Genomic DNA, 22,110 nt, shown 5'->3' on the forward strand with positions numbered 1-22,110 from the left:
CCGGTGCGCCGGCGACTTCCTTCAAGGGGACCGTATGTCCAAGAACTATGCAATCGATCCGGTTCTGGTGGAGCGCTTCGCGCATGGAAATGGCACCATTTTTGTCGGCGCCGGCATCTCGCTCGGGGCACGATTGCCATCCTGGTCGAAACTGATGGCGCCGCTACGCAAGGACTTGGGCGCCGAGGTCGGCGAGGGGGCGAGCTATCTCGACATCGCCGAGCTGTATGAGACCAAGCACAGCCGCGGAGTCCTGATTCAATACCTGAAGGACCAATTGGGTGACGTCCGGTTCCAGTTGACGCAGACTCATGAGCTGATTGTGAGCATGCCGGTCCAGCGGATCTACACAACGAATTTCGACAGCCTGTTGGAACAGGCGTCGCGCAAAAAACAGATCAACCGAAACGTCATCTTCAACGCGTCGCACGTGGGATTTTCGGACACCTCCACCTTGTCGATCGTGAAGCTGCACGGCGACCTGGACGATGCGGATTCGCTGGTGATCAGCGCCAAGGATTACTACAGCTATTTCAACCGCAATCCGGCTGTGGCAGATCTCCTCAAGGTCGAACTGCAAACGCACACGGTGCTGTTTCTCGGCTATAGCTTCAGCGACCCGAACTTCGGGATGGTTTTAGGTAAAGTCGCCGCGCAGTCGGGTTCGGTCCGGCCCTTGCTGTACAGCCTGCAGTTGCAGCCGACGGCGCTGGCGATGCAGGCGCTGCATGCACGCGGTGTCAAGGTCATTCCGATACCCGAAAAAGGCGGCACACCGAAGGCCGATGAAGAGATCGAGCAGTGGTTGCGTTGCTTCCGGAAGGCGTTGATTCGCTATGATCGTCGCAAATCATGTGGGCAACTGACCGGGGATGGCGTGCGTGGCCAGTTCGCGGCCCCGCAGTTTCCGCATTCGACATTCCGGATGCACACGCGCAGTCGCATTGAAGCAGGCCTGCAATCGGATTTTCGGGTGGTTGTCGTCAAGGGCGAAGCCGGCGTCGGCAAGACGACCCTGGTCGCCGCCGCTGTGGCCGACTGCGTGCATAGTGGCGGGATTATTTCGATAACCGATGCGTTCGAGCAGGTGATCTGGGTGGGGAGTTCCGTCAACCAAGACCAGTGTGATCATTCAACTCCCCGCCATGAAGAGGGTTGCGCCGCATGCAAGGAGCAGCGGGCGGCGCACCAGGTCGCCCATCTTGAGCGCATCCTCGATGCGATCGCCCTCGCGCTCGATGAATTTACCGCGCCCGGGAAGGCTCGGGAGTTGGACGCTGATCGGATAAAGCGCAAGCGTTTGCGGATCAACGGACTGCTCCAGGAACGCAAGGTCATCGTGGTGCTGGAAGACCTGCCGCGCGATGCCGAAGAGGTCAAGCATTGGCTCGAGAACGCCGGGCCCTATGCGAATCCGAAAAGCCGGATTATTGTGACATCCCGTACTGCTGTCGTGACCGGCTTTGTCGTCGAGGTCGAGCGCTTGTCGCATGAAGAAGCCGTCGAGATGGTGGGCGAGTGCGCGCGCTCGCTGATGCTGCGGCGGCATATTGCGGCCGGACTCAGTGAGGAACTGGTTCAGCGGCTGGCGCGTGAAACCTGTGGCAACCCCCAGACAATCCGGATGGCCGTCGGACTGATTGTAGGGACCGGCAAACTCGACGCGGCATGCCTTGGCGATGCCGACAACTGGGCCCGGGGTGGCGATTCGAATATTGGCCGCTTGTTTGATATTTACATCGCACGGATATGGGATGCAATGACTGCCAGCGCGTGCACTGTCTTAAGCGCAATGCTCGCGTTTCCGGACAGCGTGCCAGTGCCTTCGCGCTTGCTGCGCAAGGCCGCGGCGCTCGATGCCACCCTCTTCAGCAAGGGCGCGGAGCTCATTGTCCGCTTCGGCATTGTCGAGCGTGATGTGGCCAACGATACGTTCCGGATGCAGTCGATCCTGCGCGATTATCTGCAAAAGTTCGTGGATCAGCGAAGCGTGGACGAAGCATGCGACGCATTGGCGAAACACCTGCTCACCTTTCTCGGCGACAGGAACGTTCTGTGCCGGCCCGAGATCGATGCCCCGTACTGGAACACGCTGGTGCGCGACGAAATGGCAAAGGTGGATCCGTACTGGCCGATTATCCGCCATGTCATGCAGCGCGCTGTCGCGAAAGGATGCGTAGCGAAATTTGTCATGTTGCTGACCCATTACATGGATAGCCGATTCCTGAATACCGACCGGCTGGCATTCCTTGGAAATGCGCTTGCCGAGATGGATGGGGCTGATCCGCATTTGGCGGCCCTGCTTCGCATCGATGCGCTGGCCTGGACCTACATCGAGGAGGGCTTGCACAAACAGGCGCAAGACGAAATCAAGAAGGGCCTGGAACTACTCAACGGCAACCATGGTGTGGAACTTCGCGCGATTGCCGACGCATGGTTTGCACGCATAGAGGGATCGAGCGGGCGATTTGTGAACGCCACTCAAAAAATCGCTGATGCGATCGCATTGGCAAAAACCATTCCAACACAATATTGGATCGAGGCGCGCGTGAAAATGATCGCGGGCGATCTGGAAATGATGCAAAAGAACGCGAGCTGCGCCCTGGAACTGTACAGGGAGGCCGAGGCGCTTGCCGAACAGTACGGTGGCGAGGGACACGGGTACCAGACCCGGCCCCGCATCGGGATTGCATTACTGGAACTGAAACGCGATTCCGAAGCGCGCCGTATCTTCAAGACGCTCGAGGAGAACGCCAAGGTGGCGACTGGGCGCCTGTACGGCGAATATGGGCTGGCGCTGGCCGACGCGCGTGCCGAGGCTACCCCGGCATCCTCGCTTCGATTACGGAATGTACGCCGCGAGATCGCACGCCGCGACAGCGGCAATGTGTTGATGGGTCTCGCCAATCGCCTGTATCAAGAGATTTCGTCGGAAAGTATGGTAAGCGCCGAGGCACGGCCGCCGGCCGCTGTCCTGTTCCCGAACTGAGCGTGTGCCGCAACTGGATGCCGCGCGTTACAGCATCTCGCCAATCAGCGCGACAATCTCTTCTCCATACGACGCGAGCTTCTTCTCGCCGACGCCGCTGACGCCGCGCAGGTCGTCCAGCGACCGCGGTTTGGCCTTGGCGATCTCGCGCAAGGTCGCATCCACGAAAATCACATACGCCGGCACATTGTGCTCGCGCGCCGTCCCCATGCGCCACGAGCGCAGCCTGTCAAAGATTTCCTGTTCCGATTTCGACAGCTCGCTTTCGACATAGCCCTTCGATGCCGACGGCGCGCGCTTCGACTTGGCCGGCTTCACGTACTGCCGCAGCTGCACCTTCTGCCCGCCCTTGAGCACCGGACGCGCGGCGTCGGTGAGCTTCAGCGAACTGTACGAATCATGGTCGACCGTGACCAGCCCAAGCGCGATGGCCTGGCGCAGGATCGCGCGCCATTCAGCTTCGGGGCGCTCGCTGCCGATGCCGTACACCGACAGCGAATCGTGGTGCCACTGCTTGATGCGGTCCGTTTCGGCCCCGCGCAGCACATCGATCACATGGCCGGCCGCGAAGCGCTGGTCGACCCGGTAGATCGTCGACAGCAGTTTTTGCACCGGTACGGTGCCGTCGAACGACACCGGCGGTATCAGGCAGCTGTCGCAATTGCCGCACGGGCCGGATGGCTCGCCGAAGTAGTCGAGCAGGCGCACGCGCCGGCAGCTCAGCGTCTCGCACAGCCCGAGCATGGCGTCGAGCTTCATCGACAGCACGCGCTTGAAGGTTTCGTCGGCTTCGGATTCGTCGATCATCCGGCGCTGCAGCACCACGTCCTGCAGCCCGTACGCCATCCAGGCGCTGGCCGGCATGCCGTCGCGGCCCGCGCGCCCGGTCTCCTGGTAGTAGCCCTCGATGCTTTTCGGGAGGTCGAGGTGGCAGACGAAACGCACGTCCGGCTTGTCGATGCCCATGCCGAAGGCGATGGTCGCGACCATCACGATGTTCTCTTCGCGCAGGAACTTGGCCTGGTTGGCGGCGCGTTTCGGGTGCTCCATGCCGGCGTGGTAGGGCATCGCGCGGATGCCGTTCTCGTTCAGGAATTGCGCCGTCTCTTCGACCTTCTTGCGCGACAGGCAGTAGACGATGCCGCAGTCGCCGCCATGTTCGGCGGTGATGAAGTCGAGCAGCTGCTTGCGGCCGTTGTCCTTCTCGACGATCTGGTAGCGGATGTTCGGCCGGTCGAACGACGACACGAACTGGCGCGCGTCTTCGAGCTGCAGGCGCATCGCGATTTCGGCGCGCGTCTGCGGGTCGGCGGTCGCGGTCAGCGCGATGCGCGGCACGTCCGGGAAGCGCTCGTGCAGGATCGACAGGCGGATGTATTCGGGGCGGAAGTCGTGCCCCCATTGCGACACGCAGTGCGCTTCGTCGATCGCGAACAGCGCGATCTTCGCGGCGTCGAACAGGTCGAGGCAGCGCTGCGTCATCAGGCGTTCCGGCGCGACGTACACCAGGTCGATCTCGCCGGTGCGCACCAGCCGTTCGATGCGCATCGATTCTTCGAAAGTCTGGGTCGAGTTCAGGAAGGCCGCGCGCACGCCGACTTCGGCCAGCGCGTCGACCTGATCCTGCATCAGCGCAATCAGGGGCGATACGACGACGCCGACGCCGTCGCGCAGCAGCGCGGGAATCTGGTAGCACAGCGACTTGCCGCCGCCGGTCGGCATCAGCACAAGCGCATCGCCGCCGTTGCTGACATGCTCGACGATCTCGCCCTGCTGCCCGCGGAAGGCGGGGTAGCCGAAGACGGTCTGCAGCTGTTCGAGGGCGCGCGCGCTGATCGCGGGATTCATTTCTAGTGCACCCAAACTACCCATCCGTAATGCGAGCTGGCGAGCACGATCAGCCCGAACACGATGCGGTACCAGGCGAATACCGTGAAGTCATGGGTGCTGATGAAGCGCAGCAGCCAGCGCACGCACATGAATGCGGAAATGAAGGCCGAGATCGAGCCGAGCGTGAACATCGGCAGGTCGGCCAGGGTCAGGATGTGGCGCTCCTTGATCAGCGAGTACACGGTGGCCAGCATCAGCGTCGGGATCGCGAGGAAGAACGAAAATTCGGTGGCGACCCGGCGCGGCAGGCCGAAGGCCATGCCGCCGATGATGGTGGCGCCGGAGCGGCTGGTGCCCGGAATCAGCGCGGCGGCCTGGGCGATGCCGACCTTGAACGCGTCGGTGATGCTCATGTCGTCGACGCTTTCGAAGCGCACCGCCGGCGGGCACAGCTTGTGGTGGCGCTCGACGATCAGGATCACGATGCCGCCGATGATGAACGCCAGCGCGACCGGCACCGGCGAGAACAGCGCGGCCTTGATCGCATTGCCGAAAATTAGCCCGAGCAGCGCCAGCGGCAGGAAAGCCACGAAGACATTCAGCACGAATTTCTGTGCCTTCCGGTCATGAGTGATGCCGCTGAAGATCGACACGATGCGCTTCCTGTACTCCCAGCACACGGCGAGGATGGCGCCGGCCTGGATCACGATTTCGAAAACTTTCGCCTTTTCGTCGGTAAAGTTCAGCAAGCTGCCCGCCAAAATCAGGTGGCCGGTGGAGGAAATGGGGAGAAATTCGGTCAACCCTTCGACCACGCCCATGAGGATGGCTTTTACCGCGATGATGATATCCATGTATTCGGCGAAAACGTGCGTCTGTGTTGAGTAAAGAAAGACCGGAAGGCGTTACGGTGCGGGCTCGAAGCTTACCACGACTAGCCCGCTCGCTATGGTTCTGGAGCAACAGCGACCGGATGTTTCGCCGCTTTCTCAACCTTGTGATTGTATTCGCAAGCCCCGGGCGGCGCATTGACGATTAATCAACGCATACGCAGCTGGGTCGACCCTTGCCGAACCCATTATTGCCCGCATCTGTTGACGATGATGAAACACAAGCTCAATTGGAAGCGGCCGCTTTTCTATCTGCTGCTGCCGATATTTTTCGTGATGGTGTTTCTTGGCTTTCCGCTACCCGTCGCGCCGCCGCCGGCGCTCAAGCCGGCCCAGGAGCAAACCGAAATGATCAAGAAGAAGAAACGTGTCCGCCTTACCGGACGCATCCCGGAAGACAGCACCGGAGAGTGAATCAAGCCTGCGGCGCCGTCGCCCGTTCCAGGTCGCTCAACCACTGGAGCGCATATTCCCTCGATGGGCCACACATTTCTGCGGAGGCCTGCAGGCCGGCGCAAAAGGCCGGTCGGTCGGGGTGGCCGAAGATCGCGCAACCGTTGTCGTCGTTCAGCTGAACGCAGCGCACGCCAGCCGGTTTACCGTTCGGCATGCCGGGAATCGGCAAGGTGATCGAGGGAGCGGTGCAGCATGCGCCGCATCCTGCACGGCAGCTGACTTTGTTTGCACTGGCGGACATGGGCAAGTTCGGAAAGAGGGTGCGACAGTATATCTTGGGGCCGATGCGCATGCCGCTCTGCCGTGCTACGTAATCTGTTTGAAATTGCGTGCGTTATTGTCCCGATAACAGCGCGGCGATCGCCCCCGCAGGGGCTTGTGCCTGTACAGTCAGGTCGCTCCGCTTTTCCTCCCAGCTAGCAACGAATTGTTCTGCCCGCTCAAGTTCCTGCGGCGACATTTTCGCGGCCAGCAGGGTTAAGGTGGTCTGGGCGCTTGCACTGACGGACTTTTCCGATATCAGTTTCGACAGTTTGAAGTAGGCATACGCCATCGCATGATCGACCGGACCGACGCGGCCCGAACCGTGCAGATTGGCCAGGTTGTAGGCCGCGATCGCATTGCCCTGATCCGCTGCCAGTTTCCACCATGTCGCGGCGCGTTCGTAGTCACCGCGCTTGTAGCTGATGATCGCGACATCGGACTGGGCTAGCGAGTAACCCGCCTTGGCCGCGATGAGCTTGTACGAATAGGCGCGATCTTCATCGACGGCGACCACCCCGGGGAACTGGCCCGCGAAATAGCATCCGAGCTTGTACGCTCCCAATGGGTCGTTCCCCTCTGCTGACTTCTGAAACCACGCGAATGCCTTTTTTGGATCCTTCGTTACGCTGCCAATTCCATTGTTGTACAGCATTCCCAAGTGATACTGCGCGGCCCGATTGCCTTGCTCAGCCAACGAGCGCAGCCGTGCGGACATGCTTTCGTCGAAAGCGATCGTGGGCGAAGCGAAGGCAAGCAGGATTGCAAACAGATAGAGCCGAAGTTTCATGGGGACGTCCGTATAGGGTAAAAGGAAAGTACGCGGGGCAAAGAATCGTCCCTAATCGCATGGGCGTCAACCCAAGGCGCAAAAGGTGGCGTCCGATGGCGCTGTGGGGGGGGCGTCCTGCGGTACTTGTTAATCTGTTCAAGAAGTAAGAACAAGCGGGCAGAATGCTTGACGACCAGTTAACGCCAGTCTATATTAATGACTCGTAAGTAAGTTACCCGGATGGCAGCACATGGATTGCTCTTTCAATATGAAACCGCGCTGGGAGCGCCGCAAGGACGCGCGCCCCCAGGAGCTTCTGGCGGCTGCGCTGGACTTGTTCGTCGAACGCGGTTTCGCCTCCACCCGGCTGGAAGACGTCGCCAAGCGCGCCGGCGTGTCGAAGGGCACGCTCTACCTGTACTTCACGAACAAGGAAGAACTGTTCAAGGCAGTGGTCCGCAACAGCGTCGTGCCTGCCATCGACGCTGCCGAGGAAGACATCGCCGGCTTCTCGGGCCATAGCGCAGAGCTGCTGCGCCGCGTCGTGCATGGCTGGTGGGACCGCATGGGCAAGACCAACGCCTCCGGCATCATCAAGCTGGTGATGGCCGAAGCGGGCAACTTCCCCGACCTTGCGAAGTTTTATCAGGAAGAAGTCATCGTGCGCGGCACCCGCGCCATGGCCACGATGCTCGATCGCGCCGTCGCGCGTGGCGAGTTCCGTCCGATCGACATCAATGTGATGACCCAGGTGCTGGTCGCACCGGTCTTGATGCTGATGACCTGGAAGCATTCGGTCGGCCCGTGCGCCCATGACCAGCTCGACCCCACTGCCTTCATCGATGCCTTCCTCGACATGGCGCTCAACGGCCTGTTGCCGCCTCCTGCAGTCCAGCCGTGAGTTGCAAAAAGCGCCAGGTCGGCGTTTTCGCGGGTTCATTCCCTTTAAACTGCAGACTGTCGCAATTTCTCGCTGTCTACGAACCCAGATCGCTAAGATGTGGGTTCTGAGGCCGTTCAACGATAAAATATCGGATTATTATTTTCCCACCGAGTCATAAAGATGAATATCGAACAAGCCCGCTTTAACATGATTGAACAGCAGATCCGTCCATGGAACGTGCTGGACCAGGACGTGCTCGACCTGCTGGTAGTCGTCAAGCGCGAGGAATTTGTTCCGGCAGCTTGCAAGGCCTTGGCGTTCGTCGACACCGAAATCCCGCTGCCAGGCGGCGAGGCGATGTTCACGCCGAAGATGGAAGCGCGCATTTTGCAGGAAGTTATGCTCAAGAAGCATGAAACTGTGCTGGAAATCGGCGCGGGCTCCGGCTACATGGCTGCACTGCTGGCGCACAAGGGCCGCCACGTGACGACCGTCGAGATCTCGCCGGAACTGAAAGCGCTGGCTGAGGCGAACCTGGCGCGTGCCGGCGTGGCCAACGTCAGCGTCGAAGAAGGCAACGGCGCTGCCGGCTGGGACAAGGGCGCGCCGTTCGACGTCATCGTGATCTCGGGCGCGCTGGAAGTGCTGCCGGAAGCCTTCCTCAAGCAGGTCAAGGTGGGTGGCCGCATCGCCGCGATCATCGGCGTCGCGCCTGTGATGTCGGTAAACATCATCACCCGCGTTTCGGACACGGCCTACGACACGGTCAAGGTCTTCGAGACCAGCGTCAAGCCGCTGGCCGGTGCGCAAGCTGTGTCGCACTTTACGTTCTAAGGCGGCCTGGCAATGAAACACGTCACCGCACCCGAGCTCGCAGAGTGGCTGGCCGATCCGTCGCGCCCGCGCCCCGTGCTGCTGGACGTGCGTGAGGGATGGGAATGCGAGACCTGCAAGATCGATGGCTCGACCCTGATCCCGATGAACACCGTTCCTGCGCGATTGCAGGAACTCGATGACGATGCCGAGATTGTCTGCATCTGCCATCACGGCGCGCGCAGTGCGGCGGTTGCGACCTTCTTGGAACGCAACGGCTTCACGGATGTGACCAATTTGACGGGCGGAATTCACGCCTGGGCTATGCAGGTCGATAGCACGATGCCGAAGTACTGATCGTCAGCGCTTCGGAATCGGAAACAAGTCAGCTGCAAATTTACTTAACCTTTTGATGACTCCAACGGAGAATGCAATGCAGAAATCCCTTATCGCCGTGCTGATTGCCAGCGCTGTTGTCTCGCTCAATGCACAGGCGGCCGACCTCCTCGACGTGTACAAGCAGGCACTGGCAAACGACGCGGTGTTCGCCAGCGCGCGTGCCTCGGCGGCGGTAGGCAGGGAAAGGGTTCCGCAAGGGCGTTCGCTGTTGTTGCCGACAATTGGCGCAAACGGCGCGATCGTCAAGAACGATACCGATGTCTCGCCATGGAATGAAGGCGCTCCCCTGCCGAACGGCGCGATCGGCACGGTTCCTGGCAGCGCCAGCAACCTGCGCACCAACGAATACACGCTGTCGCTGGTGCAGCCGCTGTTCCGCTGGGCCAACTGGCAGACCTACCAGCAGAGCAAGCTGCTGCAGGCCGTCAGCGAAGCGCAGTTCGCGCAGGCACAGCAAGACCTGATCACCCGCGTGGCGCAGGCTTACTTCGACGTGCTGGCCGCTGAAGACACGCTCGAATCGACCCGCGCGCAGAAGACCGCGACCACCGAACAGCTGGCGTCGGCCAAGCGCAACTTCGAAGTCGGCACCCAGACCATCACCGACACCCACGAAGCTCAGGCCGCGTTTGACCTGGTCGTGGCGCAGGAATTCGCTGGAGTCAATGATCTGGAAGTCAAGCGCACCGCGCTGCAAGCCATTATCGGCACCGCACCATCGGCGCTGGCGCCGCTCAAGCTGGGCGTCGCACTGGCCTCGCCCCAGCCTGCGCTGATCGATCCGTGGGTATCGTCGGCAGAGAGCCAGAACTACGGCGTCGTAGCAGCCCAGCTGGCGCTGGAGTCCGCCAAGCGCGACATCTCGAAGAACCGCGCCGGCCACTACCCGACGCTGGACCTGGTTGCCAACTCGACCCACCGCAAGGTCAATGGCCAGGTCAACGCTTCGGGCACCACGCAGAACAACGCCATTGGCGTGCAGTGGAACATCCCGATCTTCAACGGCTTCGCTGTAACCAGCCGCGTGCGTGAATCGATCGCGCTGGAAGACAAGGCCCGCAACGACCTCGAAGCCACGCGCCGCAACGCAGCACAGTTCGCCCGCCAGGCTTACCTGGGCGTGAACAGCGGGCTGGCGCAAGTCAAGGCGCTGGAAGCGGCCGAAGTGTCGAGCAACTCGGCGCTGGAATCGAACAAGCTGGGCTACCAGGTTGGCGTGCGCATCAACATCGACGTGCTGAACGCGCAGCGCCAGCTGTACTCGACCCGCCGCGACCTGTCGCGCGCGCGTTACGACACCATCGTCAACGGCCTGCGCCTGAAAGCGGCGGCTGGTTCCCTGCGTGAAGACGACCTGATCCCGGTGAACAACCTGCTGCAGAAATAAGCGGCAGTGCAAGGAGAAAACGGCGCCGCGGCGCCGTTTTCTTGTTTCAGAGGCCCGCGCCGCGGCCGCTGTCCTTACGCTCGATAAGCTCGATCTTGTAGCCGTCAGGATCGGTGACGAAGGCGATGACCGTGCTGCCGCCCTTGACCGGACCCGGCTCGCGCGTGACGTTGCCGCCGTTGGTCCGTACCGAGTCGCAGGCTGCGTAGATATCTTCCGCCGAGATCGCGAGGTGCCCGTAGGCCGTGCCCGGTTCGTACCTGTCCACGCCCCAGTTGTAAGTCAGTTCCAACTCGGCGTGATCCGGGTTGTTACCGTAGCCCACGAACGCGAGCGTGTACTTATACTCAGGATTTTCGCTGGTGCGCAGCAGTTTCATGCCGAGCACCCGGGTGTAGAAGTCGATAGAACGCTGCAGGTCGCCGACCCGCAGCATGGTGTGCAGGATACGCATCCTTGCTCCTTGGCTATGTAAAGTAATTCAAGATTCTAAGCGCAAGGGCGAATTCCTGCCGACGCCAGATTCGTCGCTCCCGTACAGGAATGCTCAGCATGGGTTCCCGCGTGCGCGGGAACGACGATTTCAGGCTTCGAGGCGAGCGTCGAGCGTGATTTTTGCGTTGAGCAGTTTCGACACAGGACAGTTGGCCTTCGCGTCCTGCGCAGCGGCGTCGAAAGCTTCCTGGCTGGCGCCTGGAATCTGTGCAACCAGTTGCAGGTGGACTGCCGTGATGGCAAATCCGCCGTCGACTTTATCGAGCGTGACGGTGGCGGTGGTGGCCAAATGCTTGGCGGTCATGCCCGCTTCGCCGAGCCTGCCCGACAGGGCCATCGTAAAGCAGCCCGCGTGCGCGGCGCCGATCAGTTCTTCGGGATTGGTGCCCGGGCCGTTTTCAAAGCGCGTGTTGAAGCCGTACTGCGTGTTGTCGAGTACGCCGCTTTGGGTCGAGATGAACCCTTTGCCGTCTTTGAGTCCGCCACTCCATGCTGCTGATGCTGAACGTTTCATTGGTGCCTCCATGGCTTTTTGGTTTCTAAAGTCATAGAGTGCCACGCTCGCGGCGCGGGAACTGTACGGGGACGCACAGAACCCTGCTGCCGTTATTTTCGCGCTGCGGTGGCTGGCGCCATTGCTGCCGGCGCCGCTGCTGGCGCACCGGCAGGCGTGATGCGCCAGACGATGTTGCCGACATCGTCAGCAAACAGGATCGCGCCGGTCTTGTCGATCGCGACGCCAACCGGGCGGCCGTATGCGCGTTCGTCCTTGCTGAGGAATCCGGTCACGATATCTTGCGGCGGACCGTTCGGCATGCCGCCCGCGAACGGCACATAGATCAGCTTGTAGCCGGAATGCGGCTTGCGGTTCCACGAGCCGTGCTGGCCGACCAGCGCGCCGTTCTTAAACTGCGGCATCAGGTTGCCGTCGTAGAACGCGAGGCCGAGCGAGGCCGTGTGGGCGCCCAGCGCGTAGTCGGGCTTGATGGCTTTCGCCACCAGGTCCGGGCGCGGCGGCTGCGGACGCGTGTCGACGATCTGGCCGTAGTAGCTGTACGGCCAGCCGTAGAAGCCGCCATCCTTGACGGACGTCATGTAGTCGGGCACGAGGTTGTCGCCCAGTTCGTCGCGCTCGTTGACGCTGGTCCAGAGTACCTTGCTCTCCGGATGGAATGCCATGCCGACCGGATTGCGCAAGCCGCCCGCGAAAACGCGGCCCTTGCCGCTGGCGCGGTCGAATTCCCAGATCGCGGCGCGGCCTTCTTCCTTGTCCATGCCGTTTTCACCGACGTTGCTGTTCGAGCCGACCGACACGTACAGCTTGCTGCCGTCGGGGCTGGCCACCAGGCCTTTGGTCCAGTGGTGGTTCATGCCCGCTGGCAGGTCGGCCACCTTGGTGGCTTTCGCGGTGATGCGGGTGTCGCCTTCCTTGTACGGGAATTTGACCAGCGCGTCGGCGTTGGCGATGAACAGTTCATTGCCGACCAATGCCATGCCGAAGGGCGAGGTCAGCCCGTCCAGGAACACCGTGCGCGAGGTGGCCTGGCCGTTCGGCCCGATGCCGCGCAGCAGCGTGATGCGGTTGGCGGAGGGCACGCCGGCGCCGGCCTTTTTCTGTTGCTGCGCCATCACCGCGCCCTTGATCTTTTTGACCACGCCGTCAGGCTTGTGTTCTTCCTTCTTCGGCGGCTTGTTGGTTTCGGCAACCAGTACGTCGCCGTTCGGCAGCACGTACAACCAGCGCGGGTGGTCGAGGCCGCCCGCATACGCATTGATCGCCAGGCCCGCGGCCGCGACGGGACGGGTGCCTTTCGGCCACGGCTGCGCCTTCGCCACGTTCACCGTCGGGATCAGCTGCTCTTCCGGCGCCGGCAGCGTCGGGTTCGGCCCGAAACCGGGTGGCATGGTTTGCGCAACGGCGGCTGCGCAGAGGGCGCTCAGGGCGAGGCCTTTGATCAATACGGCTGGCTTCATTGTTTTTTTCCTCCGGTTGGGGTGACGGTGTCGTGGTGACGCATGCCTTTGGCGGCATCGGCCCGCGGTATTGCCTGGCCGGATCCACCGCCGTGTGGGACGGCCTCTTCGATGCCGCGGACACCGTGCAGGTCGGTGTCGACCAGTCCCTGTTCGAGGTCGCTGGCGGCTTGCTCCATGACCCCGCGCGGTTTGGCGTCCTGCCCATCCGGCGACTCGTCGCGTTCGTGCGGCAGGCGCTTGACCCCGTCATTCCTCGATTTGGCGTCGGTGTTGACCCTGCGGTCGCGTGCTTCGGTAACCATGTCTGCTCCCTCGCTGCTTGCGGTTCAATTGTGCAAAGGGTATCGCTTTGCCAAGAACCCGGTCGCCCAATTGGGCGCGGCCGCGCGAGGTAGCGGCGGTCAGGCCGAAGCGGTCGGTTCCCAGAGTTCGACCTTGTTGCCGTCGGGATCGATAAACCAGCCGAAGCGGCCGTACTCGTAGGAGGCGATGTCGCCTGCCAGGGTGCCACCGGCTTCGGCGACCTGCTTGAGTGCCCCGTCGAGGTCGTCGACGACCAGGTTGAACATGAAGCTGCTGGCCGATGGCGCAAAATATTCGGTGTCCAGCATGAAGGGGCTGAACACGGTGCAGCCGCCGGCCGGCATCGCGGTCGGGAAGAAGGTCGCGTAGTCGGGCGATTCCGACGGCACGCCGAGCGCGCGCTGGTACCACGCCAGCAATGCTTTCGGGTCTTTCGATTTGAAGAAAATACCGCCAACGCCAAGTGCTTTTGCCATGTGTGTCTCCGTGAGGTTTGTTGTTGTCTTGCCGGAAACCGGCGCCACGCCCTATACTGTGCATTCATACAGCCTTCGGAGCGCCGGGGCGAAGTAGCAGCCGCAGGCATTATCGGGTAATCTCCTGCGTGACGCCATCAATCAAACGCCGAGACTTCTATGCCCGATACGCCTGACATGCAGAAAACCATCGCGCTGGTGGTGCGTCCGAATACCGCAGGTATCGAGCAGCCCGTGCAGCAGCTGGTGGACTTCCTGCAGCACAGCGGCTACCACGTGGTGTTCGAGGCGGCCACCGCCGGGCACCTTGCGCTGCCGGGCGTCGAGGCGATGAGCGCGGACCAGATCGGCGCCACCGCCCAGACCGTGGTGGTGTTGGGCGGCGACGGCACCATGCTTGGCATCGCGCGCCAGCTGGCGCCGTACAACGTGCCGCTGGTCGGCATCAACCTCGGGCGCCTCGGCTTCATGACCGACATTTCGGTCGAGCGCATGATCCCGGCGCTGGACGCTATCCTGGGCGGCAAGGCGCGCTCGGAAAAGCGCACCATGCTGGAAGGTTGCGTCAAGCGCAACGGCGAAACCATCCATTGCGGCCAGGCCGTCAACGACGTGGTGGTGGCGCGCGGCGCCGGCGCCGGCATGATCGAGCTGAAGGTGACGGTCGACGGCAGTTTCATGTACAACCAGCGCTCCGACGGCCTGATCATCGCGACGCCGACCGGGTCGACCGCGTACGCGCTGTCGGCCGGCGGCCCGCTGCTGCATCCAAGCCTGGGCGGCATCGCGCTGGTGCCGATCGCGCCGCACGCGCTGTCGAACCGGCCGATCGTGGTGCCCGACACCAGCACCATCACGATCGAAATCGTGGCCGGGCGCGACACCAGCATCAACTTCGACATGCAGACGTTCGCCAGCCTGATGCACGGCGACCAGATCATCATTTCGCGCTCGCCGCACTACATGACCTTCCTGCATCCGGAAGGCTGGACCTACTACGACACGCTGCGCGAAAAGCTGCACTGGAACGAATACCCGGCGGGCGACTGCCGGCCGAAATAACAGAAGACCCCACCTACATGCTGCGTACACTTTCCATCCGCGACTTCGTCATTGTCGATTCGATCGAGCTTGAATTTTCCAGTGGTTTTTCCGTCTTCACCGGCGAGACCGGCGCCGGCAAGTCGATCCTGATCGATGCGCTGCAGCTGGCGCTGGGCGGGCGCGGCGACGCCAGCGTGGTGCGCGAGGGCGCGGCCAAGGCCGACATCACGGCCGACTTCAGCGCCAGCGGCGCTGCCCAGGACTGGCTTGCGCAAAACGAATTCGCGCTTGACGACGGCGGCGCGCTGCTGCGCCGCGTGATCGATAACGCGGGACGCTCGAAGGCCTACATCAACGGCGTCCAGGCCACCGCCACCCAGCTGCGCGACCTCGGCGAACTGCTGGTCGACATCCATGGCCAGCACGCGCACCAGTCGCTTCTGAAACTCGACGCGCAGCGCGCGCTGCTCGACAGCCAGTCGGTGGCGAAGGAGGGCGGCGGCGAGCGGCATGCGCAGGACGTGGCCGCCGCGTACAAGGCGTGGCGCGCGCTATCGCGCCAGCGCGAGGAATTCGAAACCAATGCGAAGAATGTGCTGGTCGAGCGCGAACGTCTCGAGTGGCAGGTGAACGAGCTGGAAAAGCTGGCGGTCAAGCCGGGCGAGTGGGCCGACATCACTAACGAACACAGCCGCCTTTCGCACGCGGCCAGCCTGCTTGAAGGCGCGCAGGAAGCGCTGACCGCGATTTCCGAATCCGAGCATCCGATCCTGTCGCAGATTTCGTCGCTGAACCAGAAGCTGGGCAAGCTGGTCGACATCGACGCGCAGCTGCAGCCGGTGCTCGATTGCATGGAGCCGGCCCGCATCCAGTTGCAGGAAGCGGTGTATGCGCTTAACGATTACCTCGACCGGGTCGACCTCGATCCGGATCGCTTGCGCCAGGTGGAAGGACGCCTTGAAGCGATCCACAGCAGCGCGCGCAAGTTCCGCGTGACGCCCGATGAGCTGCCGGAAGAACACGCGAGCCTGTCAGAAAAACTAAGGCAGCTGGCCGACGCCAGCGATATCGACGGCCTGCGCAAGCAGGAGGAAAAGCTGAAGGCCGAGTACGTGGCCGCGGCAAAAAAACTGTCCGTGGTCCGTACCGGCGCGGCCAAATTGCTGGGCACGCAGGTGACGGCCGCGATGCAGGAACTGAACATGACCGGCGGCAGCTTCGTGGTCGCGCTCAATCCGGTGGATGCTACGGCGCACGGCGTCGAGCAGGTCGAGTTTTTGGTGGCCGGCCACGCGGGCGTGGCGCCGCGTCCGCTGGCCAAGGTGGCGTCGGGCGGCGAACTGGCGCGTATCGCGCTGGCCATCTCGGTGATCACGTCGAATTCGGCCACCACGCCGACCCTGATTTTCGATGAGGTCGACAGCGGCATCGGTGGCGGTGTCGCGGAAGTGGTCGGCCGCCTGCTCAAGCGCCTTGGACAGGAACGGCAGGTGTTGTGCGTCACTCATCTGCCGCAGGTGGCCAGCCAGGCCAACCAGCATTTCCAGGTCGCCAAGGGCACGACGGGTGCCGGCAAGACCGTGTCCCGTATTGACGTACTCGACAATAAGGCACGGGTGGAAGAGGTCGCGCGCATGCTCGGCGGAATAGAGATCACCGCAACAACAAGAAAGCATGCCCGCGAACTATTGGCGTCCTAGAAAACTTATAATAGCGGGCTTTCCGCCCTCATTTTCCGGACCTTCATGCCCTTCCGTAACGAACCACCTTACATTCACGGTGCCGTGGCCAGCAGCGCCGTCGTGCTCGTCAATCTCGGCACGCCCGACGCGCCGACCCGCAAGGCCGTGCGGCGCTACCTGAAGGAGTTCCTGTCGGATCCGCGCGTGGTGGAAATCCCGCGCCTGGTGTGGTGGTTCATCCTGAACATGATCATCCTGCCTTTCCGCTCCGGCAAGTCCGCGAAGAAGTACGCGATGATCTGGACCCGCGAAGGTTCGCCGCTGAAGGTGCACACCCAGAAGCAGGCCGCGCTGCTGCGTGACATGCTGGACGAGCGCGGCCACGGCGACGTCGAGGTAGTGATGGCGATGCGTTACGGTTCGCCGTCGCTGCCGGAGGTACTCGACCAGCTGAAGGCGAAGAATGTCGAGCGTATCGCCATCCTGCCGGCCTATCCGCAATATTCGGGTACCACCACCGCGTCGATCTACGACGCCGTGTTCGCCCACTACGCCGGCGTGCGCAACCTGCCCGAGCTGCGCATGGTGCGCAACTATCACGACAACGAGGCCTACATCACCGCGCTGGAAGAGAGCATCCACGCGTACTGGGAAACGCACGGCCGCGGCGACAAGCTGGTGATGAGCTTCCACGGCGTGCCGAAACGCACGCTGCTGCTGGGCGACCCGTATCACTGCGAGTGCTACAAGACGGCGCGGCTGCTGGCCGAACGCCTGCGCCTGACGCCGGACCAGTACCTCGTGACCTTCCAGTCACGCTTCGGCAAGGCCGAGTGGCTGCAGCCGTACACGGCGCCAACGCTGGAACAGCTGGCGCGCGAAGGCGTGGCGCGGGTCGACGTGGTTTGCCCGGGCTTTACCAGCGACTGCCTGGAAACCCTGGAAGAAATCTCGATGGAAGCGCGCCACGCATTCGAAGCGGCTGGCGGCAAGGAATTCAATTACATCCCGTGCCTGAACGAATCGCCGGCATGGATCACGGCGCTGGCGGAAATCACCGAGCAGCACATCATCGGCTGGCCGACGATGCTGACCCAGTCGCAGCGCGACGCGCGCCAGAGCGATGCCGCAACCGGACGGGCGAACGCCGCGGCCATGGGTGCGAGCTAAGCCACCGTCGGGATGACGCCCGGCTATAAAGGGCTCGCTGGTCCTGCACAATTGACAACCCACATTTACAGCCTGTTAAAATAGCAGGCTGACATGCATAATTCCCGCCTTATGGAAAAGCCAGCTCGGCATAGCAGAGCCATGCCACAGTAAGGACGGTATAGGCGAAGACGCTAGCGGCGAGCAGTGACAGCTTCATGACGAACTCCGGTTGATAATTCAATATTAGTTCGTTCCGTCTGCACAAGATTGCTCAAATTGGTAAGACTTGTAACCGTAGTTACAACTTGCTTTTAGCACTCATCGCGACAGAGTGCTGGTAATGCCCTTGAAGTTGTAGGCTAAAGCCCCATCTGCGGGAAAGTGTAGTTAGCAAGACACGTCAAACCACCATCCAAGTCATTGATAGTAGGAGCTTTTTCGATGCAAGACCAAGAAAACAAGGATGTGTCCAGCACGCCCGACGACGAAACCATCCAGGTAACGCCGGCAACCGGTGCGGACGAAGGCGTCTCGAACCTGGAAGAGCAACTGAGCGCCACCGAAGCAAAACTGGCTGAAACGCACGACGCGTTCATGCGCGCCAAGGCCGAGGCCGAAAATATCCGCCGCCGCGCCCAGGAAGACGTCAGCAAGGCGCACAAGTTCGCCATCGAAGGCTTCGCTGAAGCCATGGTGCCGGTGCGCGACAGCCTGGAAATGGCGCTGAAAGTCGAAGCGCCGACGGTGGAATCGCTGAAGGAAGGCGTCGAATTGACGCTGAAGCAGCTGAGCGCGGCATTCGAACGCAACCGCCTGATCGAAATCGTTCCGGCAGTGGGCGACAAGCTTGACCCGATGAAGCACCAGGCCGTGGCCGTCGTGCCAGCCGACCAGGAAGCGAACACCGTCGTCAACGTGTTGCAAAAAGGTTACATGATCGCCGACCGCCTGTTGCGCCCGGCCATCGTCACAGCGGCACAAGCGAAATAAATACGCGACGAGGCTTCGTAAGCTCTTGAAAGCGCGAAGTTTTTCCAAATATCCGAATCATCTGAAAACATAGTAATTAAAAGGACAACATCATGGGCAGAATTATCGGTATCGACCTGGGGACCACTAACTCCTGCGTCGCGATCATGGAAAATGGTCAGCCAAAGGTAATCGAAAACGCTGAAGGCGCGCGTACCACGCCTTCCATTATTGCTTACCAGGATGACGGCGAAATCCTCGTCGGTGCGCCGGCCAAGCGCCAGGCAGTCACCAACCCGAAGAACACGCTGTTCGCAGTCAAGCGCCTGATCGGCCGCAAATTTGACGAGAAAGAAGTGCAGAAGGACATCGGCCTGATGCCTTACTCGATCAACAAGGCGGACAACGGCGACGCATGGATCAGCGTGCGCGACAAGAAACTGGCGCCGCCGCAGATCTCGGCTGAAGTCCTGCGCAAGATGAAGAAGACCGCTGAAGACTACCTCGGCGAAGAAGTCACCGAAGCGGTCATCACCGTTCCGGCTTACTTCAACGACTCGCAGCGCCAGGCAACCAAGGACGCCGGCCGCATCGCCGGCCTGGACGTCAAGCGCATCATCAACGAGCCGACCGCGGCCGCGCTGGCATTCGGCCTGGACAAGACCGACAAGGGCGACCGCAAGATCGCCGTGTATGACCTCGGCGGCGGTACCTTCGACGTGTCGATCATCGAAATCGCGGATGTGGACGGCGAAAAGCAGTTCGAAGTGCTGTCGACCAACGGCGACACTTTCCTGGGCGGCGAAGACTTCGACCAGCGCATCATCGACTACATCATCGACGAGTTCAAGAAGATCAACGGCCTCGACCTGAAGAAGGATCCGATCGCACTGCAGCGCATCAAGGCGTCGGCCGAGCGCGCGAAGATCGAACTGTCGTCGTCGCAGCAGACCGAAATCAACGAGCCGTACATCGCCATGGCGAACGGCGCGCCGGTCCACCTGAACCTGAAGATGACCCGCGCCAAGCTGGAATCGCTGGTTGAGGAACTGATCGACGCGACCATGGAGCCATGCCGCATCGCGATCAAGGATGCCGGCGTCAAGGTTTCGGACATCGACGACATCATCCTGGTCGGCGGCATGACCCGTATGCCTAAGGTGCAGGAAAAGGTCAAAGAATTCTTCGGCAAGGACCCGCGCAAGGACGTCAACCCGGACGAAGCCGTCGCAGTTGGCGCGGCGATCCAGGGCTCGGTGCTGTCGGGCGAGCGCAAGGACTTGCTGTTGCTGGACGTTACCCCGCTGTCGCTGGGTATCGAAACGCTGGGCGGCGTGATGACCAAGATGATCCACAAGAACACCACGATCCCGACCAAGTTCAGCCAGGTGTTCTCGACCGCGGACGACAACCAGCCTGCGGTGACCATCAAGGTCTTCCAGGGCGAGCGTGAAATCGCCGCCGGCAACAAGGGCCTGGGCGAGTTCAACCTCGAAGGCATCCCGCCAGCATCGCGCGGCACGCCGCAGATCGAAGTGACCTTCGACATCGACGCCAACGGCATCCTGCACGTCGGCGCGAAAGACAAGGCTACCGGCAAGGAAAACAAGATCACCATCAAGGCGAACTCTGGCCTGACGGAAGAAGAAATCCAGAAGATGGTCAAGGACGCCGAGCTGAACGCGGAAGAAGACAAGAAGGTCAAGGAACTGGCGGAAGCGCGCAACCAGGGCGACGCCCTGGTGCACTCGACCCGCAAGTCGGTGACCGAATACGGCGACAAGCTCGAAGCCGGCGAGAAGGAAAAGATCGAAGCGGCGATCGCCGACCTGGAAGGTTCGCTGAAGTCGGGCGACAAGGCCGAGATCGACGCCAAGGTGGCGGCACTGTCGACCGCGTCGCAGAAGCTGGGCGAGAAGATGTACGCCGACATGCAGGCGCAGCAGGCAGCCGGCGGTGAAGGCGGCCAGGGCGGCCAGCCAGGCGGCGAGCAGCAGAAAGCCGACCAGGACGACGTCGTCGATGCCGACTTCAAGGAAGTCAAAGACGCGAAGTAAGCAATATAATGGAGGGCGGGCGCGAAGGCAGCGCCCACGAACATGGCCGAGCCGGTGACCTTTTGGTTCGCGGCTCGGTTTTTTTGCATGATGAAGTAAGTTAGCAGATAGACAGCAAGGTGCCCGACATATGGCAAAGCGTGATTTTTACGAGATCCTCGGGGTCGCCAAGAATGCTTCGGAAGAAGAGATCAAGAAGGCTTATCGCAAGCTCGCGATGAAATACCATCCGGACCGCAATCCTGACAGTAAAGAATCGGAAGAGAAGTTCAAGGAAGTTAAAGAAGCCTACGAGATGCTGACCACGCCGGAAAAGCGCGAGGCATACGACCGTTACGGCCACGCAGGCGTCGACCCGAACATGGGTGGCGGCGGCGGATTCGGCGGCGGCGGTTTCGCCGACAGCTTCGGCGACATTTTCGGCGACATCTTCGGCGGCGGCGGCCGCGGCCGCAATGCCGGCCCGCAGGTGTACCGCGGCGCCGACCTGCGCTACAACCTCGAGATCACCCTCGAGCAGGCCGCGCACGGTTTCGACACCACCATCCGCGTACCAAGCTGGGACAAGTGCGACACCTGCCACGGCAGCGGCGCCAAGCCAGGCACCTCGCCGACCACTTGCACCACGTGCGCCGGCCACGGCCAGGTCCGCATGCAGCAGGGCTTCTTCAGCATCCAGCAAACCTGCCCGAAGTGCCATGGCAGCGGCAAGGTCATCACCGACCCGTGCGCGCCATGCGGCGGCCAGGGGCGCATCAAGCGCAACAAGACGCTGGAAGTGAAGATCCCGGCCGGTATCGACAACGGCATGCGCATCCGCTCGTCGGGCAACGGCGAGCCGGGCACCAACGGCGGACCGCCGGGCGACCTGTATGTGGAAATCCACATCAAGCCGCACGCCGTGTTCCAGCGCGAAGGCGACGACCTGCACTGCGAAATGCCGATCTCCTTCGTCAAGGCGACGCTGGGCGGCGAGATCGAAGTACCGACCCTGTCGGGCAAGGTATCGTTTACGATTCCCGAAGGTACCCAGTCGGGCAAGACCTTCCGCCTGAAGTCGAAGGGCATCAAGGGCGTGCGTTCCGGCTACGCGGGCGACCTGTTCTGCCACGTGGTGGTCGAGACGCCGGTCAAGCTGACCGACAAGCAGAAAGACCTGCTGCGCGAATTCGAGCGCCTGACGGTCGAAGGCGGCGCCAAGCACAGCCCGCAAAGCAAGGGATGGATGGACAAGGTCAAGGACTTCTTCGAGTAAGAAGCGATCACCGAACCGCT

Annotated in this window: 21 protein-coding genes; 12 read left to right on the plus strand and 9 right to left on the minus strand. The window is 61.8% G+C overall.

Annotation, left to right across the window (positions count from 1 at the left end):
* The first annotated feature begins 34 nt into the window (after positions 1-34).
* On the plus strand, positions 35-2,989 hold the full coding sequence (locus HHL21_RS10410) for an SIR2 family protein (RefSeq protein WP_169465444.1): 2,955 nt from the start codon (positions 35-37) through the stop codon (positions 2,987-2,989).
* Positions 2,990-3,016: 27 nt separating this feature from the next.
* On the opposite strand, the gene recQ is transcribed toward HHL21_RS10410, so the two are convergent.
* Entirely contained in the window at positions 3,017-4,837 is a 1,821-nt protein-coding gene (gene recQ, locus HHL21_RS10415; RefSeq protein ID WP_169465446.1) for a DNA helicase RecQ, read from the minus strand.
* Between the two features lie 2 nt (positions 4,838-4,839).
* Positions 4,840-5,673: an undecaprenyl-diphosphate phosphatase gene (locus tag HHL21_RS10420; protein WP_169465448.1), complete on the minus strand. Its 834-nt coding sequence runs from the start codon at positions 5,671-5,673 to the stop codon at positions 4,840-4,842.
* Positions 5,674-5,922: 249 nt separating this feature from the next.
* Between HHL21_RS10420 and HHL21_RS10425 the strand changes: the two genes are divergently transcribed.
* Positions 5,923-6,123 (plus strand): hypothetical protein, encoded by a 201-nt coding sequence (locus tag HHL21_RS10425; RefSeq protein WP_229496290.1) that lies wholly within the window; start codon positions 5,923-5,925, stop codon positions 6,121-6,123.
* Position 6,124: 1 nt separating this feature from the next.
* Here the strand turns inward: HHL21_RS10425 and HHL21_RS10430 are convergent, their stop codons facing one another.
* Both HHL21_RS10430 and HHL21_RS10435 read right to left on the minus strand, forming a co-directional pair.
* On the minus strand, positions 6,125-6,406 hold the full coding sequence (locus tag HHL21_RS10430) for a YkgJ family cysteine cluster protein (protein WP_169465450.1): 282 nt from the start codon (positions 6,404-6,406) through the stop codon (positions 6,125-6,127).
* Between the two features lie 93 nt (positions 6,407-6,499).
* Entirely contained in the window at positions 6,500-7,216 is a 717-nt protein-coding gene (locus HHL21_RS10435; protein WP_169465452.1) for a tetratricopeptide repeat protein, read from the minus strand.
* 232 nt (positions 7,217-7,448) lie between these two features.
* Here HHL21_RS10435 and HHL21_RS10440 point away from each other — a divergent pair, with 232 nt between their 5' ends.
* The 4 genes from HHL21_RS10440 to HHL21_RS10455 all read left to right on the plus strand — a co-directional run bounded on the left by HHL21_RS10440 (position 7,449) and on the right by HHL21_RS10455 (position 10,680).
* Positions 7,449-8,099 carry a TetR/AcrR family transcriptional regulator gene (locus HHL21_RS10440; protein WP_169465454.1) on the plus strand — a complete coding sequence of 217 codons (651 nt, stop codon included), beginning with the start codon at positions 7,449-7,451 and terminating at the stop codon, positions 8,097-8,099.
* 162 nt (positions 8,100-8,261) lie between these two features.
* Entirely contained in the window at positions 8,262-8,915 is a 654-nt protein-coding gene (locus HHL21_RS10445) for a protein-L-isoaspartate O-methyltransferase family protein (protein ID WP_169465457.1), read from the plus strand.
* Positions 8,916-8,927: 12 nt separating this feature from the next.
* Entirely contained in the window at positions 8,928-9,251 is a 324-nt protein-coding gene (locus HHL21_RS10450; RefSeq protein WP_169465459.1) for a rhodanese-like domain-containing protein, read from the plus strand.
* A gap of 76 nt (positions 9,252-9,327) precedes the next feature.
* A complete protein-coding gene (locus tag HHL21_RS10455; RefSeq protein WP_169465461.1) occupies positions 9,328-10,680 on the plus strand; it encodes a TolC family outer membrane protein in 1,353 nt (450 codons plus the stop codon).
* A gap of 46 nt (positions 10,681-10,726) precedes the next feature.
* Here the strand turns inward: HHL21_RS10455 and gloA are convergent, their stop codons facing one another.
* The 5 genes from gloA to HHL21_RS10480 form a co-directional block, all read right to left on the minus strand.
* Positions 10,727-11,134, minus strand: a complete 408-nt coding sequence (gene gloA, locus HHL21_RS10460; protein ID WP_169465463.1) for a lactoylglutathione lyase — start codon at positions 11,132-11,134, stop codon at positions 10,727-10,729.
* A 129-nt stretch (positions 11,135-11,263) separates the two neighbouring features.
* Positions 11,264-11,689, minus strand: coding sequence for an OsmC family protein (locus HHL21_RS10465; RefSeq protein ID WP_169465465.1), 426 nt, complete (start codon positions 11,687-11,689; stop codon positions 11,264-11,266).
* Between the two features lie 92 nt (positions 11,690-11,781).
* Positions 11,782-13,149: a PQQ-dependent sugar dehydrogenase gene (locus HHL21_RS10470; RefSeq protein ID WP_169465468.1), complete on the minus strand. Its 1,368-nt coding sequence runs from the start codon at positions 13,147-13,149 to the stop codon at positions 11,782-11,784.
* Positions 13,146-13,454 carry a hypothetical protein gene (locus HHL21_RS10475; RefSeq protein ID WP_169465470.1) on the minus strand — a complete coding sequence of 103 codons (309 nt, stop codon included), beginning with the start codon at positions 13,452-13,454 and terminating at the stop codon, positions 13,146-13,148. Before HHL21_RS10475 ends, HHL21_RS10470 begins: the two co-directional genes overlap by 4 nt.
* A 99-nt stretch (positions 13,455-13,553) precedes the next feature.
* A complete protein-coding gene (locus HHL21_RS10480; RefSeq protein WP_169465472.1) occupies positions 13,554-13,931 on the minus strand; it encodes a VOC family protein in 378 nt (125 codons plus the stop codon).
* 159 nt (positions 13,932-14,090) lie between these two features.
* Here HHL21_RS10480 and HHL21_RS10485 point away from each other — a divergent pair, with 159 nt between their 5' ends.
* The 6 genes from HHL21_RS10485 to dnaJ all read left to right on the plus strand — a co-directional run bounded on the left by HHL21_RS10485 (position 14,091) and on the right by dnaJ (position 22,090).
* A complete protein-coding gene (locus tag HHL21_RS10485) occupies positions 14,091-14,993 on the plus strand; it encodes an NAD kinase (RefSeq protein WP_169465474.1) in 903 nt (300 codons plus the stop codon).
* Between the two features lie 17 nt (positions 14,994-15,010).
* A complete protein-coding gene (recN, locus tag HHL21_RS10490) occupies positions 15,011-16,675 on the plus strand; it encodes a DNA repair protein RecN (RefSeq protein ID WP_169465477.1) in 1,665 nt (554 codons plus the stop codon).
* A 45-nt stretch (positions 16,676-16,720) separates the two neighbouring features.
* On the plus strand, positions 16,721-17,827 hold the full coding sequence (hemH, locus tag HHL21_RS10495; protein ID WP_169465479.1) for a ferrochelatase: 1,107 nt from the start codon (positions 16,721-16,723) through the stop codon (positions 17,825-17,827).
* A 423-nt stretch (positions 17,828-18,250) separates the two neighbouring features.
* On the plus strand, positions 18,251-18,799 hold the full coding sequence (gene grpE, locus HHL21_RS10500; RefSeq protein ID WP_169465482.1) for a nucleotide exchange factor GrpE: 549 nt from the start codon (positions 18,251-18,253) through the stop codon (positions 18,797-18,799).
* A gap of 92 nt (positions 18,800-18,891) precedes the next feature.
* Positions 18,892-20,835, plus strand: coding sequence for a molecular chaperone DnaK (gene dnaK / locus HHL21_RS10505; RefSeq protein ID WP_169465484.1), 1,944 nt, complete (start codon positions 18,892-18,894; stop codon positions 20,833-20,835).
* A 130-nt stretch (positions 20,836-20,965) separates the two neighbouring features.
* Positions 20,966-22,090, plus strand: coding sequence for a molecular chaperone DnaJ (gene dnaJ / locus HHL21_RS10510; RefSeq protein ID WP_169465486.1), 1,125 nt, complete (start codon positions 20,966-20,968; stop codon positions 22,088-22,090).
* Positions 22,091-22,110: the final 20 nt, after the last annotated feature.

The sequence above is a fragment of the Massilia polaris genome, assembly GCF_012927275.1.
In the GTDB taxonomy this organism is placed as follows: domain Bacteria; phylum Pseudomonadota; class Gammaproteobacteria; order Burkholderiales; family Burkholderiaceae_D; genus Telluria_A; species Telluria_A polaris.

Excerpts from the sequence above, each read along its gene's own strand:
- HHL21_RS10410 (WP_169465444.1), top strand. The coding sequence starts at position 35 with ATGTCCAAGAACTATGCAATCGATCCGGTTCTGGTGGAGCGCTTCGCG.
- recQ (WP_169465446.1), bottom strand. The coding sequence starts at position 4,837 with ATGAATCCCGCGATCAGCGCGCGCGCCCTCGAACAGCTGCAGACCGTC.
- HHL21_RS10420 (WP_169465448.1), bottom strand. The coding sequence starts at position 5,673 with ATGGATATCATCATCGCGGTAAAAGCCATCCTCATGGGCGTGGTCGAA.
- HHL21_RS10425 (WP_229496290.1), top strand. The coding sequence starts at position 5,923 with ATGAAACACAAGCTCAATTGGAAGCGGCCGCTTTTCTATCTGCTGCTG.
- HHL21_RS10430 (WP_169465450.1), bottom strand. The coding sequence starts at position 6,406 with ATGTCCGCCAGTGCAAACAAAGTCAGCTGCCGTGCAGGATGCGGCGCA.
- HHL21_RS10435 (WP_169465452.1), bottom strand. The coding sequence starts at position 7,216 with ATGAAACTTCGGCTCTATCTGTTTGCAATCCTGCTTGCCTTCGCTTCG.
- HHL21_RS10440 (WP_169465454.1), top strand. The coding sequence starts at position 7,449 with ATGGATTGCTCTTTCAATATGAAACCGCGCTGGGAGCGCCGCAAGGAC.
- HHL21_RS10445 (WP_169465457.1), top strand. The coding sequence starts at position 8,262 with ATGAATATCGAACAAGCCCGCTTTAACATGATTGAACAGCAGATCCGT.
- HHL21_RS10450 (WP_169465459.1), top strand. The coding sequence starts at position 8,928 with ATGAAACACGTCACCGCACCCGAGCTCGCAGAGTGGCTGGCCGATCCG.
- HHL21_RS10455 (WP_169465461.1), top strand. The coding sequence starts at position 9,328 with ATGCAGAAATCCCTTATCGCCGTGCTGATTGCCAGCGCTGTTGTCTCG.
- gloA (WP_169465463.1), bottom strand. The coding sequence starts at position 11,134 with ATGCGTATCCTGCACACCATGCTGCGGGTCGGCGACCTGCAGCGTTCT.
- HHL21_RS10465 (WP_169465465.1), bottom strand. The coding sequence starts at position 11,689 with ATGAAACGTTCAGCATCAGCAGCATGGAGTGGCGGACTCAAAGACGGC.
- HHL21_RS10470 (WP_169465468.1), bottom strand. The coding sequence starts at position 13,149 with ATGAAGCCAGCCGTATTGATCAAAGGCCTCGCCCTGAGCGCCCTCTGC.
- HHL21_RS10475 (WP_169465470.1), bottom strand. The coding sequence starts at position 13,454 with ATGGTTACCGAAGCACGCGACCGCAGGGTCAACACCGACGCCAAATCG.
- HHL21_RS10480 (WP_169465472.1), bottom strand. The coding sequence starts at position 13,931 with ATGGCAAAAGCACTTGGCGTTGGCGGTATTTTCTTCAAATCGAAAGAC.
- HHL21_RS10485 (WP_169465474.1), top strand. The coding sequence starts at position 14,091 with ATGCCCGATACGCCTGACATGCAGAAAACCATCGCGCTGGTGGTGCGT.
- recN (WP_169465477.1), top strand. The coding sequence starts at position 15,011 with ATGCTGCGTACACTTTCCATCCGCGACTTCGTCATTGTCGATTCGATC.
- hemH (WP_169465479.1), top strand. The coding sequence starts at position 16,721 with ATGCCCTTCCGTAACGAACCACCTTACATTCACGGTGCCGTGGCCAGC.
- grpE (WP_169465482.1), top strand. The coding sequence starts at position 18,251 with ATGCAAGACCAAGAAAACAAGGATGTGTCCAGCACGCCCGACGACGAA.
- dnaK (WP_169465484.1), top strand. The coding sequence starts at position 18,892 with ATGGGCAGAATTATCGGTATCGACCTGGGGACCACTAACTCCTGCGTC.
- dnaJ (WP_169465486.1), top strand. The coding sequence starts at position 20,966 with ATGGCAAAGCGTGATTTTTACGAGATCCTCGGGGTCGCCAAGAATGCT.